Origin of the sequence: Streptomyces sp. NBC_00683, from assembly GCF_036226745.1 — a bacterium.
Lineage (GTDB): Bacteria > Actinomycetota > Actinomycetes > Streptomycetales > Streptomycetaceae > Streptomyces.
This window is the reverse complement of sequence record NZ_CP109013.1, coordinates 5,668,511-5,683,197: the sequence shown is the minus strand read 5'-3', so window position 1 is coordinate 5,683,197 and position 14,687 is coordinate 5,668,511. Positions and strand designations below refer to the sequence as shown.

Genomic DNA, 14,687 nt, shown 5'->3' with positions numbered 1-14,687 from the left:
GGGCGGGACGAAGGGAGAACGGCGTGCAGTTCGGGCGCAGAAGGCGTGCGACGGCCGTCGCCGTCGCCGTGATCGGCGGACTGCTCGGCTCGGCCGCACCGGCAGCGGTCGCGGCCCCCGTCGTCCCCGGCACACCCGCCGCGACCACGCCCGACCGCGCCGACGGAACACAGCTGCCCTCCGTCTGGCCACGGCCCCAGGCGATCAAGGCCTCCGGCCGGGCCGTGTCCCTCGGCACGGAGGTCACCCTCCTCGCCGACGCGGACGCGGACCGCTATGCCGTGGCCGAGCTCAGGAAGGTCCTGGGCGACGCCGGCGTGCGGACCGTGCACGACGCCCTGCCGGGCCGCGGCCCGGTGATCAGGCTGGGCGGTACGGGCGCCGGTCAGGCACTGCGGGACCTTCGCGCACCTGAGCGCGCCGACCTTCCGTCCGGCGGCTACCGGCTCGCCGTGGGCGAGGTGCGGGGCCGTTCCACCGTCGCTCTCGACGGCATCGGCGAGGACGGCCTCTTCCACGGCGTCCAGACCCTGCGCCAGCTCATCACCGACGGCACCGTCGCCCCGGCCGTGGTCCGCGACTGGCCGGGCACCGCCGTGCGCGGAATGGCCGAGGGGTTCTACGGGCAGCCGTGGACCCGCGAGGAGCGGCTCGCCCAGCTCGGCTTCATGGGACGCACGAAGCAGAACCGCTATCTCTACGCGGCCGGCGACGACCCCTACCGGCAGGCCCGCTGGCGCGACCCGTATCCCGCCGGGCTCCGGGCGGACTTCCGGGCGCTGGCCGAGAAGGCGCGAGCCGAGCATGTGACGCTCGGCTGGGCCGTCTCCCCCGGACAGGCGATGTGCATGGCGTCCGACGCGGACGTCAAGGCGCTGACACGGAAGATCGACGCGATGTGGGCGCTGGGCGTCCGGGTCTTCCAGCTGCAGTTCCAGGACGTGAGCTACAGCGAGTGGCACTGCGACCGGGACGCGGAGACGTTCGGCAGCGGCCCGCGGGCGGCGGCCAAGGCCCAGGCGAGGGTCGCGAGCGCGGTCGCCCGGCATCTGGCCGAGCGCCACCCGGGCGCGGAGCCGCTGTCGGTGATGCCGACGGAGTTCTACCAGGACGGCGCCACCGACTACCGCACCGCGCTCGCCGCCGACTTGGACGACCGGGTACAGGTGGCCTGGACCGGGGTCGGCGTCGTACCGAAGACCATCACCGGGCGTGAGCTGGCCGGCGCGCGGGCCGCCTTCCGCCATCCGCTGGTCACCATGGACAACTACCCGGTCAACGACTACGCACAGGACCGGATCTTCCTCGGTCCGTACACCGGCCGGGACCCGGCCGTGGCCGGCGGCTCCGCGGCGCTGCTGGCCAACGCGATGGAGCAGTCGTCGGCCTCCCGCATTCCGCTCTTCACAGCCGCGGACTTCGCCTGGAACCCGAAGGGGTACCGGCCGCAGGAGTCCTGGCAGGCGGCGATGGACGACCTGGCGGGCGCCGACGCCGACACCCGGGCGGCGCTGCGCGCGCTGGCCGGCAACAGCGCCGCATCGGTGCTCGGGGGCGACGAGTCCGCCTATCTGCAACCGCTGTTCGCCGCGTTCTGGGCATCCCGTGCGACGACGGACGCGACGGCCCGTGACGACGCGGCGCGTGAGCTGCGGGCGGCGTTCTCCGTGATGCGCCGGGCCCCGCAGCAGCTGAGGACCCCGGCGGACGGGCGGCTGGACGACGAGGTGCGCCCGTGGACCGAGCAGCTGGCCAGGTACGGCCGTGCGGGTGAACTCGCCGTCGACCTCCTGCAGGCGCAGGCGCGCGGCGACGGAGCGGCCGCCTGGAAGGCCCAGCTGGCGCTGGAGCCGCTGCGCAAGGAGATCGGGGCGAGCGGCGCGACGATCGGCAAGGGCGTGCTCGGCCCGTTCCTGGACCGGGTCCGCAAGGAGGCCGACGGCTGGAACGGCACCGACCGCGATGCCGGCACGGTGAGCCGGGACACGAACACCTACACGGTCCGCCTGGACCGTGCCCGCCCGGTCCAGGCCGTCACCACGCTGACCGCGCCGGGCAGCGGGGCCGCGGGCGCGGTCCTGGAGGCCCATGTGCCGGGCGAGGGCTGGCGCGGCCTAGGCCCGCTGTCGACGGCCGGATGGACGCACACACCGGCGACGGGCCTGCGGGCGGACGCGCTCCGGGTCACCGTCCCGGCAGCCCGCCCCGTCCTCACCGGGCCCCTGCCCCCGGGTGTCACGGGCGCGCCCTCCGTCGTGGCGGGTGCGGGCCTCGGCCCCGCGGCCGTGCGTGCGCTCGTGCCGTGGTTCGGCGACGAGCCGGCTGCCCGGCTCGATCTCGTACGCGGCGAGACGGACGCGGTGATCGGCGGCGCTCCGCAGCGTGTCGAGGCGCGACTGGCCGGCGGGCGCCCCGCCGAGGTGAAGGGGTCCCTGACCGCGAAGGCGCCCAAGGGCATCAAGGTGACGGTGCCGAAGCAGACGACGGTGCCGCGCGGTTCCCGTACGGATGTCCCGGTGGACATCACCGTCCCCGCGGACACCCCGGCCGGCGAGTACGAGGTGCCGCTGAGCTTCGGCGGCGAGGAGAGCACGCTGACCGTGCGGGCCTACCCGCGCACCGCGGGCCCCGATCTGGCGCGTACGGCCACGGCTTCCTCGTCCGGCGACGAGACCCCGGACTTCCCGGCATCGGCGGCCTCGGACGGCGATCCCGGGACGCGCTGGTCCTCGCCCGTGGAGGACGGCGCCTGGTGGCAGGCCGAGTTGCCCCGGCCCGTCAGGCTGGGCCAGGTGGTGCTGCACTGGCAGGACGCGTACGCCTCCCGCTATCGCGTCCAGGTCTCCGCGGACGGCCGCACCTGGCGTACGGCGGCGACCGTGCGGGAGGGCGGCGGCGGGCGCGAATCGGTCCGGATGGACGCGAAGGACACCCGCTTCATCAGGGTGCAGGGCGACGCCCGGGCCACGCAGTACGGCTACTCGCTGTGGTCGGTGGAGGCCTACGCCGTGGCCGAGTAGCGCGGCGGGCCTCCGGGCCCGCCCCGCGACCTGCCCCGCGACCAGCCCCGGGACGACAGAGGCCCGGGTTCTCAGGCGGAAACGCCATCGATCCGGGCCATCACGTCGTCCGCGCCGAACGGTTGCAAGTAGGGCAGCCAGCGCGGATCGCGGTGTCCGGTCCCGATGATCCGCCAGGCCAGGCCGCTGGGCGGGGCGGGCGCGTGGCGCAGCCGCCAGCCGAGCTCGGGCAGGTGGCGGTCGGCCTTGACGTGATTGCAGCGGCGGCAGGCCGCCACCACGTTGTCCCAGGCGTGCTGGCCCCCGCGGCTGCGCGGAATGACGTGGTCGACGCTGGTCGCGGCGGCACCGCAGTACATGCAGCGCCCTCCGTCCCTGGCGAAGAGCGCCCGGCGGGTCAGTGGAACGGGCCCCCGGTAGGGAACCCGCACGAACCGCTTGAGGCGGACGACGCTGGGCGCCGGCACGGCACGGGTGGCACTGTGCATGAAGGCGCCGGACTCCTCGAGGCAGATGGCCTTGTTCTCGAGGACGAGGACGAGCGCGCGGCGGAGCGGTACGACGCCGAGGGGCTCGTACGACGCGTTGAGAACCAGGACATGCGGCACGGTGGATGCCTCCTTGTACGCCGGCGGCGCGTGGCTCGCGCCGGGACGATCCGATCTCAGTCTCTCCTCATGCCTGGTCGAAGCGCCACCACGTCCGGGTAACGGGCCGGAGGGATTTTTCTCACCACCGGCCGGACGCACCGCCGGAAGACAGCGGAACAGGCGCTTCACCACGGCAGCCGATCGCCCTGTGCGATCGGCCACACCCTCTGTATCCCCGGGTGAGACGTGTCTCTCCCCTCGCAGCGGCAACGAACCACTCCTCCGGCTTCGTTACTGTGGTTGGTCTGCTGTCGCCCCACCTGGAGGTCCCCGTCGTGTCCCTGTCCGCCCTCCTGGCCGCAGCCCCGTCCCCAGCGCCCGGCGGCTCTCTGGACGAAGCCGCCGAGCGGGCCGGGAACGCCGCCGGCTGGGTCGAGGAGAACTGGTCCACCTGGGTCAACACCGGTCTGCGCATCGTGCTCATCGCGGCGATCGCGCTCGTACTGCGGTACGTGATCCGGCGTGCCCTGACCAATCTCATCGACCGGATGAACCGCAGCGCCCAAGCGGTGGAGGGCACGGCTCTCGGCGGTCTGCTGGTCAACGCGGAACGACGCCGTCAGCGCTCGGAAGCCATCGGTTCCGTACTCCGTTCGGTCACGTCGTTCCTGATCCTCGGCACGGCCGCCCTGATGATCCTGGGCGCGTTCCAGATCAATCTGGCGCCCTTGCTGGCCTCCGCGGGCGTCGCCGGTGTGGCGCTCGGCTTCGGCGCCCGCAACCTGGTCACCGACTTCCTGTCCGGTGTCTTCATGATCCTTGAGGACCAGTACGGGGTCGGCGACCAGATCGACGCGGGTGTCGCCTCCGGCGAGGTCATCGAGGTGGGTCTGCGCGTCACCAAGCTGCGCGGCGACAACGGCGAGATCTGGTACGTCCGGAACGGCGAGGTCAAGCGGATCGGCAACCTCAGCCAGGGCTGGTCGACGGCCGGTGTCGACGTCACGGTGCGCCCGACGGAGGACCTGGACCGGGTCCGCGCGTCGATCACCGAGGCGGCCGAGGTCATGGCCAAGGAGGACCCCTGGTCGGAGCGCCTGTGGGGCCCGGTGGAGATCCTCGGCCTGGACGCCGTCCTGCTCGACTCGATGACCGTGAGGGTCACCGCGAAGACGATGCCGGGCAAGGCGCTGGGCGTGGAGCGCGAGCTGCGCTGGCGGATCAAGCAGGCGCTCGACTCGGCCGGCATCCGCATGGTCGGCGCCGTCCCCCTCCAGGCGGACGGCGAGTCGGCCCCGGACCCGACGGCGGGCGTCGCCGCCCCGTCGGCGTACGCGTCGACGACATCGCCGCAGTCGCTGGCGGCCACGCCGATAGCGCCGCCGAACCTGACCAAGTAGCACCGGCCCGGACACGGGCGAAGGGGCGCCGCGCGGACTCCGCGCGGCGCCCCTTCGTCGTCCGCCCGGCCTCAGGTAACGCTTTGATTGCCGCAGGGGTGGACACCATTGACGTGCCGGTGACGTGCGCCATACGTTCCTCCCACCGAATAGGAAACTTTCCTAACAGAGGGCAGGTGCATCCGTCATGGCGGGAACCACACCGGGCACGCCGGGCACACCGCGCGTCCTTCGCGCCATGAACGACCGCGCCGCCCTGGACCTGCTCCTGGAGCACGGCCCCCTCTCCCGTACGAGGATCGGGAAGTTGACGGGCCTGTCCAAGCCCACCGCCTCCCAGCTCCTCGCCCGGCTGGAGGCTGCCGGGCTCGTCGTGGCCACCGGTACGAGCGAGGGACGGCCGGGCCCCAGCGCCCAGCTGTACGCGGTGAACGCGCGGGCCGCGCACGTGGCGGGGCTCGATGTGACCGCCCGGCGGATCGTCGCGGCGGTCGCCGACGTGACCGGCCGGACAGTCGGTGAGTACGAGCTCCGCACCCCCGGACGGCGCGCCGACAGCGTGGTGCGACAGGTCACGGACGCCCTGGACGGCGCGGTCAAGGAGGCCGGGCTCGCCCGCGCCGATGTGCACCGTGTCGTCATCGGCACCCCGGGCGCCTTCGATCCCGGCACGGGACGGCTGCGCTACGCCTCGCACCTGCCCGGCTGGCACTCCCCCACGCTGCTGGACGAGCTGGCCGCCTCCCTGCCGATGCCGGTGGAGTACGAGAACGACGTGAACCTGGTCGCCGTGGCCGAGCAGCGGCTCGGAGCGGCCCGGGGCCACGAGGACTTCGTCCTGCTGTGGAACGAGGAGGGCCTCGGTGCCGCCCTCGTCATCAACGGCCGGCTGCACCGCGGTTTCACCGGCGGCGCGGGCGAGGTCGGGTTCCTGCCGGTGCCGGGCACCCCTCTCGTGCGCCAGGTCGTGAAGGCCAACGCCGGAGGCTTCCAGGAGCTGGCCGGCGCGCAGGCGGTCCCCCGGCTCGCAACCTCGCTCGGCATCGACACCCCGCACCAGCCGTACGCGGAGGTCGCGGCCGGGCTGCTGGCCCGGGCCGCCGCCGCGTACGAACAGGACCCCGCACTGACCGAGCTGCTCCGCCAGTACGCCCAGCGGCTCGCCACCGGTCTCGCGTCCGTCACCGCCGTTCTCGACCCCGGCCTGATCGTGCTCTCCGGCGAGCTCGTCGCCTCGGGCGGCGAGCTGCTGCGGTCCCTGATCCAGTCCGAGCTCGCCGAGCTCGCGGCATCCCGGCCCCGTCTCGTACTCGGCGGGATCAGCCGGCACCCGGTCCTGCGAGGTGCCCTGGAACGGGCCCTCGCGGACACCCGCGACGAAGTGTTCGACACCTCCCGCTGAACCCTTTCCCACTCCTGCCTCCTCCTCTTCCCCCTGTCCCTGGGAGCTTTGCCATGCGCAGAAGCCGACTGACCACCACCGCCGCTGTCGCCGTCGCCGCGATCTCGGTCCTCGCCACCGCCTGTACGGGCCAGGCCGAGTCCGGTGCGAACGACGACCCGAACGCGAAGACCACGATCAATTTCTGGCACGGCTGGAGCGCGCCCGCCGAAGTGAAGGCTGTCCAGGACAACGTCGACCGCTTCGAGAAGACCCACCCGAACATCAAGGTCAACGTCGTCGGCAACATCAATGACGACAAGCTCAACCAGTCGCTGCGCACCGGCAGTTCGAACGGCCCCGACGTCGTGTCGTCCTTCACGACCTCCAACGTCGGCAAGTTCTGCTCGTCCGGCGCCTTCGCCGACCTGAAGCCCTTCATAGAGAAGTCGAAGCTGGACCTGGAGAAGACCTTCCCCGAGGTCCTGCTCGACTACACCCAGTTCGAGGGCAAGCGCTGCGCCCTGCCGCTGCTCGCGGACGCCTACGGCCTCTACTACAACAAGGACGCCTTCGAGAAGGCCGGCGTCACGGCGCCGCCGAAGACGATGTCCGAGCTGGCAGCGGTCGCGAAGAAGCTGACGGTCTCCAAGGGCGACAGCTACGAGCAGCTCGGCTTCATGCCGACCTACCACGGCTACGAGACGGTCGCCGATCACTACCTGTCCTCGTGGGACCACACGTACTTCGACGCCGACGGCAAGTCGAACATCGCCAAGGACCCGGCCTTCGCCAAGATGTTCACGTACCAGAAGAAGCTGGTCGAGGACCTCGGCGGATACGCGAAGCTGGAGAAGTTCCGCGGCACCTTCGGCGACGAGTGGGGCGCCAAGCACCCGTTCCACACCGGTCAGGTCGCGATGCAGCTGGACGGCGAATGGCGGCTGGGGATGGCCACCGACGCCAAGGTGCCGTTCGAGATCGGTGTGGCGCCGATGCCGGTGGCCGACGACGAGGCCGACAGCTACGGCAAGGGCTTCCTTTCCGGCACGATCATGGGGATCGCCCCGGCCAGCAAGAAGCAGAACGCGGCGTGGGAGCTCGTGAAGTTCATGACGAGCGACACGCAGGCCGTGGTCGACTTCGCGAACGGCATCCGCAACGTGCCCTCCACCTTCGCGGCGCTGAAGTCCCCCGACCTGAAGTTCGACCCGCGGTTCAAGACCTTCCTGGAGATCGCCCAGCACCCGAAGTCCAACACGCCCGACGGTGCGGTCAACGGGTCGGCGTACCAGCAGACCCTCCAGGACTTCGGCTTCCAGTACGAGAAGGGCGCGGTGAAGGACCTGAAGGCCGGTCTGGAGAAGACCGCCGCGCAGATCGACACCGACATCGCCAAGGCCAAGTAGATCCCGATGACCACGCACACACTCCGCTCCAAGCACCGCCGGTCGGCGCTGCGGACGGCAGCCTTCATGTCGCCGTGGCTGATCGGGTTCACCGTCTTCTTCGCGTACCCGATGGTCTCGACCGTGTACTTCTCCTTCATGAAGTACGACGGCTTCGGGGTGCCGTCCTTCAACGGGGCGGCGAACTGGACGTACGTCTTCAGCGACTACCCGATGTTCTGGCCGTCCCTGCGCAACACGCTCTGGCTGGTGCTCGTCATGGTCACCTGCCGGGTGGTGTTCGGCCTCGGCATCGGCATGCTGATCACGAAGATCAGGACGGGGACGGGGCTCTTCCGCACCTTCTTCTACCTGCCCTACCTGGCACCGCCGGTCGCCGCGACACTGGCGTTCGTCTTCCTGCTCAACCCGGGTACGGGGCCCGTCAATTCGATCCTCGGCGACCTGGGGCTGCCGACACCGGGCTGGTTCAACGACGCCTCCTTCTCGAAGCCGGCGCTCACCATGCTCGCGGTGTGGGGCATCGGCGACCTGATGGTGATCTTCATGGCCGCTCTGCTCGACGTACCGAAGGAGCAGTACGAGGCGGCCGAGCTGGACGGCGCGTCCGGATGGCAGAGGTTCCGCTTCGTCACGCTGCCGAACATCTCGCCGATCGTGCTGTTCGCCGTGGTGACCGGGGTGATCCAGGCGATGCAGTACTACACCCAGCCGCTGGTGGCGGGGAAGGTCGCCTCGGGCGTGATCGGCGGCTCCGGGCAGCAGTTCGAACCGGGCTACCCGGACAAGTCGACCCTGACGCTTCCCCAGCTCGTCTACAACCTCGGCTTCCAGCGCTTCGACTACGGCTCCGCCTGTGTCGTCGCCCTCGTCCTGTTCGCCCTGGCCATGGCCTTCACCGCGCTGCTGATGCGGGGCCGCAACAACCTGATCCAGGCCGGTGACTGAGCCATGACCCAACTCCTCGACAAGCCCCGCCCGGTGCCGGCCACGGACACCTCCACGCCGGCCCTGCGCACAGCCCGCCGCAAGGCACTGCTGCACTGGATCGCCGTCCACTCGCTGGGCATCGCGGCCGCGCTGTTCTTCGTGCTCCCGTTCGTGTTCGTCGTCCTGACGTCACTGATGAGCGACCAGCAGGCGCTGACCCGCGACCTCACCCCCGACACCTGGGAGTGGGACAACTACCGGCGGGTCCTCGACACCCCCGGCTTCCTCACCTGGTGGCGCAACACCCTGCTGTACGCGGGGGTCGGCACCGTCCTGACCGTCCTGTCGTCGGTGCCCGTCGCGTACGCGCTGGCCAAGTTCCGCTTCCGGGGCCGCAAGCTCTCGCTGATGCTCGTCATCTCGATGATGATGCTGCCACCGCAGGTCGTCATCATCCCGATGTACCTGTTCTGGGCGAAGGAGCTGGACCTGTCCGGCACGCTCTGGCCGCTGATCATTCCGATGGCCTTCGGCGACGCGTTCAGCATCTTCCTGCTGCGGCAGTTCCTCCTCACCATCCCGGACGAGTACCTGGACGCGGCGAAGGTCGACGGGTGCGGTGAATTCCGTACCCTGATCAGGGTCGTCCTGCCGATGGCGAAGCCCGGCATCGCGGCGATCGCCCTGTTCCAGTTCTTCGCCGCCTGGAACGACTACTTCGGCCCGCAGATCTACGCCTCCGAGAACCCGGCCGCCTGGACGCTCAGTTACGGCCTGGAATCCTTCAAGGGCGCACACCACACCGACTGGAACCTGACCATGGCCGCGACCGTTCTGGTCATGGCCCCCGTGATCGCCGTCTTCTTCTTCGCCCAGAAGGCATTTGTCGAGGGCGTCACACTGACCGGAGTAAAGGGCTGATTGATGAAGCTCGCAGTAGTGGGTGGCGGGTCCACCTACACACCTGAACTGATCGACGGATTCGCACGGTTGCGGGACACCCTGCCGGTCGAGGAGCTGGTGCTCATCGACCCGGCGGCCGACCGGCTGGAGCTCGTCGGCGGTCTCGCCCGACGGATCTTCGCCAAGCAGGCCCACGCAGGGAAGATCACCACCACGTCCGACCTGGACGCCGGGGTGGACGGCGCCGACGCGGTCCTGCTCCAGCTGCGCGTCGGCGGGCAGGCCGCCCGCGGCCAGGACGAGACGTGGCCGCTGGAGTGCGGCTGCGTCGGTCAGGAGACCACCGGGGCCGGCGGCCTCGCCAAGGCCCTTCGTACGGTGCCGGTCGTCCTCGACATCGCCGAGCGGGTCCGGCGCACCAATCCCGACGCCTGGATCATCGACTTCACCAACCCCGTCGGCATCGTGACCAGGGCGCTCCTGCAGGCCGGGCACAAGGCCGTCGGCCTGTGCAACGTGGCGATCGGCTTCCAGCGGAAGTTCGCGCGGCTGCTCGACGTCACCCCGGCCGAGGTGCACCTGGACCATGTCGGGCTCAACCACCTGTCGTGGGAGCTCGGGGTGCGGCTCGGCGGTCCGGACGGCGAGAACGTCCTGCCGAAGCTGCTCGCCGAGCACGGCGACACGATCGCCGACGATCTGCACATGCCGCGCCAGATCATCGACCGGCTCGGCGTCGTCCCCTCGTACTACCTGCGGTACTTCTACGCGCACGACGAGGTCGTACGGGAGCTCGGTACGAAGCCCTCGCGGGCGGCCGAGGTCGCCGCGATGGAGAAGGAACTCCTGGCCATGTACGGCGATCCGGCGCTGGACGAGAAACCGGCGCTGCTCGGCAAGCGCGGCGGCGCCTTCTACTCGGAGGCGGCCGTGGACCTGGCCGCCGCCCTGCTCGGCGGGGGCGGCTCCGCGGTACAGGTGGTCAACACCTACAACAACGGGACGCTCCCGTTCCTGCCGGACGACGCCGTGATCGAGGTCCAGGCCCGGGTGGACCGCACGGGTGCCACGCCGCTCGCGGTGCCGGCGCTCGACCCGCTCTACGCGGGACTGATCGCGAACGTGACGGCGTACGAGGACCTCGCCCTGGAAGCGGCGCTCCGGGGCGGCCGGGACCGCGTCTTCAAGGCCCTGCTCTCGCACCCGCTCATCGGCCAGTACGAGTACGCCGAGGCGCTCACCGACCGGCTGGTCGCGCACAACCGGGAGCACCTCGCGTGGGCGTGAACGCTTCGGTCGTCGCCATCGATGCGGGGAACAGCAAGACCGATGTGGCACTGATCGGCGAGGACGGCTCGGTCCTGTCCACGGCCCGCGGAGGCGGCTTCCAGCCGCCGACGGTCGGTGTGGAGGCCGCGGTGGATGTGCTGGCCTCGGTACTCGGCCAGGCGCTCGCGGCGGCCGTCGAGCCCGTCGGGAGCATCGGGCACGTGTCGGCGTGCCTGGCCAACGCCGACCTCCCGGTGGAGGAGGAGGAACTCACCCAGGCTCTGTTGGAGCGTGGGTGGGGCCGCACGGTGGAGGTCCGCAACGACACCTTCGCGATCCTGCGGGCCGGGGTCGACGAGCCGCGCGGTGTGGCAGTCGTCTGCGGCGCCGGGATCAACTGCGTGGGCATGGTGCCGGACGGGCGTACCGCCCGCTTCCCCGCCATCGGCCGGATATCCGGTGACTGGGGCGGCGGTTCGGGGCTCGCCGAGGAGGCCATGTGGTTCGCGGCGCGGGCCGAGGACGGCCGTGGTGGGCCGACGGAGCTGGTCCGTACGCTGCCGGGGCACTTCGGGCTCGGCTCGGTGTACGAGCTGATCGAGGCACTGCACCGGGGGCGGATCCCGTACGAGCGCCGGCACGAGCTGACTCCGGTGCTGTTCGCGACGAGTACGGCCGGGGATCCGGTGGCGAGCGCCCTGGTGGACCGGCTGGCCGATGAGGTCGTCGCCCTGGCGTCGGTCGCGCTGGGCCGGCTGGAACTGCTGGACGAGGAGGTGCCGGTGGTCCTGGGCGGCAGTGTCCTCGCCGCGCGGCACACACGGCTGGACGAGCGGATCGCCGGGCTCCTGGCCGAACGCGCCCCGAAGGCGGTGGTCCGGGTGGTCTCGCAACCTCCTGTGCTGGGGGCCGGCCTGCTGGGTCTGGACCGCACGGGGGCGGCGCCGGAGGTGCACAGCAGGCTGCGTACGCACTACAACTGACACATCGGTCGCACCTGATGGGGCGTCCCGCGGCTCCGGCGCCGCGAGACGCCCCATCAGCACGGGAACCGATCAGATGTCCCGAACGTGTTCATGATGGGGAGATCGATCCGCTTCGGGGGATGCATCGGGAATTGCACCGGGACTTGTCTTGATCGGCCGCGTTCGTCCTGATCGAATGCACCTGATCGACTTCGGGGATCGATGCGGGATCCAGTCATTCCTGGTGGATGCCGCTCCCTGCGGCCATACTTCTGGCCGGGTACCAGTCCTCCGATCGGCCGGGGGTCGGGGCCACCGTCAGTGACCGAGGGGGAGGTCAAGTGACATACCCGCCGAACGGGGACTCGCAGCGGGAGCGTGCGCCGGATCGCGAGGCCGCGGCGACGACCGTACCCGCGCAGCGTCGTGGCGCCGGGGCGGTGGCCGCCGAGCGGCTTCGGGCCGCGGCGATGACCGAGCCGGGCAGGCTGCAGATCATCGGTGCCGTACTGGCGCTGCTGGTCGTGGCGTTCGGGGCGGTCACGGCCCTGGAGATCTCCGGGCGGGCCTCGGCCGCCGACGACGTGGTGACCCGCAGTCAGCCGCTCAGCGCGGACGCGGCGAGCATCTACCGTTCGCTCGCCGACGCGGACACGATGGCGGCGAGCGGCTTCCTGGCAGGTGCGCAGGAGCCCAAGGCCGTTCACGAGCAGTACGAGAAGGACATCAGGGAAGCCGCCAGGCTCCTGGTGAAGGCCGCGGCGAGCACCGACGCGTCGTCATCGTCGTGGAACGAGATCACGACGCTCAACAAGCTGCTTCCCGAGTACACGGGTCTGATCGAGCGTGCCCGCGCCAACAACCGGCAGGGGCTGCCCCTCGGCGGCGCCTATCTCCGGTACGCGAACCAGAAGATGACGAACGAACTCCTCCCGGCGGCCGAGCGGTTGTACGCGGCGGAGACCGGCCGGCTCGGCACCGACTCGACCGACGCCCGGCAGTGGCCGTTCTTCTCCCTGGGTGCCGGGATCGTGGCACTGACCGCACTGGTGTGGATGCAGCGGCGCAACTACCGCAGGACCAACCGCGTCCTCAACCGCGGGCTGCTCGCTGCGACCGCGGCGGCCACGGTGGTGCTGCTGTGGCTGGCCGTGGGGCACACGGTGGCGCGGGCCGAACTGCGTGAGGCGATGGCCCACGGGCAGGAGTCGCTCGACGTCCTCAACAACGCGCGGATCAACTCGCTGAAGGCGCGCGCCAATGAGAACCTCACACTGGTCGCCCGTGGCGCGGTCCTGACCGCCGATGGTCAGAAGGACAAGTACGAGACCGACTACAGCACGGGCATGAAGTCCCTCGGATCGCAGCTCAAGAGCGCCGAGAAGCTCGCCGACGACTCCCGGGGGAGCGATCCGGTGGCGAAGGCCATCAGCAGTGTGAACGAGTGGCAGGGCCGCCACAAGAAGGCCCGCGCGACGGACGACCAGGGCGACTACAACAGCGCCTTGCAGCAGATCATCGGTTCGAAGGGCTCCACGGGAGAGTGCTTCGAACTGGTGGACCGGGCGCTGCAGCAGGCGCTCGCCCATGAACAGGGCGAGTTCACCGCGGCGGCGAAGGACGGGCGCGGAGCGCTGGGCGGGATGCCGATCGGGGCAGCCGTCCTCGCCGTACTGGGTGCGGTAGCGGCGATCGCCGGGGTCAACCGCAGGCTCTCGGAGTACCGGTGAGAGGGGCAGCGATGACCAGGGCCGAGGTCTGGGCCGCCCGCGGCAGGCTGCGTGGCTGGGGAGGTGTGACGGGCATGGCGGTGGCCTGTGCCCTGACGGCATCGCTCACCCTGCTGCCGCTGACGCACGGCGGGGGCTCTTCGGACGGGCAGAGTACGGGGCAGGGCGCGACGTCCGCGGTGGCCGCCAAGGCCGACTCGTGCACGGATCCGGAGGCGAGCCTGGCGCCGTCGAGCGCGGACGGCCCGACCATCAAGAAGATCCAGGAGCGCGGGAAACTGATCGCCGGTGTCGACCAGAACAGCTTCCAGTGGGGTTACCGCAATCCGGAGACGGAGACCGGCACACTCGAAGGCTTCGACATCGATCTGGTGCGGGCGATCGCGAAGGACATCCTCGGCGACCCCGAGGCGGTGATCTTCCGTGCGATCCCCACCAACCAGCGCATCGCCGCCCTGGAGAACGACAGGGTGGACGTCGTCGTGCGGACGATGACGATCAACTGCAAGCGCCTGGAGCAGGTCTCGTTCTCCACCGCCTACTTCCAGGCGGGCCAGCAGGTCCTGGCCCCCAAGGAGTCGACGATCACGGGGTACGACACGTCGCTCGCCGGCAAGCGGGTCTGCACCGCCGAGGGCTCCACGGCGTACGAAGCGCTGGAGAAGGAGTCCTACGGTGCGACCTTCAAGGACGAGCACGACGGCAGCGAGCAGGACCTGGACCAGCTGACCGTCCCCAACCAGCTGGACTGCCTGGTGCGGCTGCAGCTCGGCGAGGTGGACGCGGTCGTCACGGACAACGCGCTGGCGGCCGGCCAGGCCGCTCAGGACCCGGCGGTGGAGCTCAAGGGCGACAAGCCGTTCACCACCGAGTACTACGGCGTCGCGGCGAAGCTCGGGGCCGACGATCTCGTGGCCCGGGTCAACAAGGTGCTGGACGACTATCGCCAGGGCGGTGCCGACAGCCCCTGGATGCGGTCGTACCGCACGTGGCTGGCTACGGGACTTCCCGGGATCACGGCGCCGCCGGCGCCCAAGTACCGGACCAACTGAACCTGCCGGGCCATGCCCGGCGCGAGAGCGGAGAGGTG

11 protein-coding genes are annotated in these 14,687 nt (G+C 70.8%); 10 read left to right on the top strand and 1 reads right to left on the bottom strand.

Features of this window, described 5'->3' with window-relative positions; genetic code table 11:
* Window positions 1-23 precede the first annotated feature (23 nt).
* Window positions 24-3,020 (top strand): beta-N-acetylglucosaminidase domain-containing protein, encoded by a 2,997-nt coding sequence (locus OG257_RS25325; RefSeq protein ID WP_329211032.1) that lies wholly within the window; start codon window positions 24-26, stop codon window positions 3,018-3,020.
* 71 nt (window positions 3,021-3,091) lie between these two features.
* Here OG257_RS25325 and OG257_RS25320 read toward each other — a convergent pair whose 3' ends face one another.
* Entirely contained in the window at window positions 3,092-3,628 is a 537-nt protein-coding gene (locus OG257_RS25320; protein WP_329211031.1) for an HNH endonuclease, read from the bottom strand.
* 317 nt (window positions 3,629-3,945) lie between these two features.
* Between OG257_RS25320 and OG257_RS25315 the strand changes: the two genes are divergently transcribed.
* The 9 genes from OG257_RS25315 to OG257_RS25275 all read left to right on the top strand — a co-directional run bounded on the left by OG257_RS25315 (window position 3,946) and on the right by OG257_RS25275 (window position 14,649).
* Entirely contained in the window at window positions 3,946-5,010 is a 1,065-nt protein-coding gene (locus OG257_RS25315; RefSeq protein WP_329211029.1) for a mechanosensitive ion channel family protein, read from the top strand.
* A gap of 187 nt (window positions 5,011-5,197) precedes the next feature.
* Entirely contained in the window at window positions 5,198-6,412 is a 1,215-nt protein-coding gene (locus tag OG257_RS25310) for an ROK family transcriptional regulator (protein WP_329211027.1), read from the top strand.
* A gap of 53 nt (window positions 6,413-6,465) precedes the next feature.
* Window positions 6,466-7,800 carry an ABC transporter substrate-binding protein gene (locus OG257_RS25305; RefSeq protein WP_329211025.1) on the top strand — a complete coding sequence of 445 codons (1,335 nt, stop codon included), beginning with the start codon at window positions 6,466-6,468 and terminating at the stop codon, window positions 7,798-7,800.
* 6 nt (window positions 7,801-7,806) lie between these two features.
* A complete protein-coding gene (locus OG257_RS25300; protein ID WP_329211023.1) occupies window positions 7,807-8,748 on the top strand; it encodes a carbohydrate ABC transporter permease in 942 nt (313 codons plus the stop codon).
* A gap of 3 nt (window positions 8,749-8,751) precedes the next feature.
* Window positions 8,752-9,651: a carbohydrate ABC transporter permease gene (locus OG257_RS25295; protein ID WP_329211021.1), complete on the top strand. Its 900-nt coding sequence runs from the start codon at window positions 8,752-8,754 to the stop codon at window positions 9,649-9,651.
* A 3-nt stretch (window positions 9,652-9,654) separates the two neighbouring features.
* A complete protein-coding gene (locus OG257_RS25290) occupies window positions 9,655-10,920 on the top strand; it encodes a 6-phospho-beta-glucosidase (RefSeq protein WP_329211019.1) in 1,266 nt (421 codons plus the stop codon).
* Entirely contained in the window at window positions 10,911-11,885 is a 975-nt protein-coding gene (locus OG257_RS25285) for an N-acetylglucosamine kinase (RefSeq protein WP_329211017.1), read from the top strand. The genes OG257_RS25290 and OG257_RS25285 overlap by 10 nt, the downstream gene beginning before the upstream one ends.
* Before the next feature lie 323 nt (window positions 11,886-12,208).
* A complete protein-coding gene (locus tag OG257_RS25280; RefSeq protein ID WP_329211015.1) occupies window positions 12,209-13,597 on the top strand; it encodes a hypothetical protein in 1,389 nt (462 codons plus the stop codon).
* 11 nt (window positions 13,598-13,608) lie between these two features.
* Window positions 13,609-14,649 carry a glutamate ABC transporter substrate-binding protein gene (locus OG257_RS25275; protein WP_329211013.1) on the top strand — a complete coding sequence of 347 codons (1,041 nt, stop codon included), beginning with the start codon at window positions 13,609-13,611 and terminating at the stop codon, window positions 14,647-14,649.
* The last annotated feature ends 38 nt before the right edge of the window (window positions 14,650-14,687 follow it).

Bases quoted from the DNA above. Each gene is read 5' to 3' on its own strand.
- OG257_RS25305 (WP_329211025.1), top strand. From the start codon at position 6,466: ATGCGCAGAAGCCGACTGACCACCACCGCCGCTGTCGCCGTCGCCGCG.
- OG257_RS25295 (WP_329211021.1), top strand. From the start codon at position 8,752: ATGACCCAACTCCTCGACAAGCCCCGCCCGGTGCCGGCCACGGACACC.
- OG257_RS25275 (WP_329211013.1), top strand. From the start codon at position 13,609: ATGACCAGGGCCGAGGTCTGGGCCGCCCGCGGCAGGCTGCGTGGCTGG.
- OG257_RS25290 (WP_329211019.1), top strand. From the start codon at position 9,655: ATGAAGCTCGCAGTAGTGGGTGGCGGGTCCACCTACACACCTGAACTG.
- OG257_RS25310 (WP_329211027.1), top strand. From the start codon at position 5,198: ATGGCGGGAACCACACCGGGCACGCCGGGCACACCGCGCGTCCTTCGC.
- OG257_RS25300 (WP_329211023.1), top strand. From the start codon at position 7,807: ATGACCACGCACACACTCCGCTCCAAGCACCGCCGGTCGGCGCTGCGG.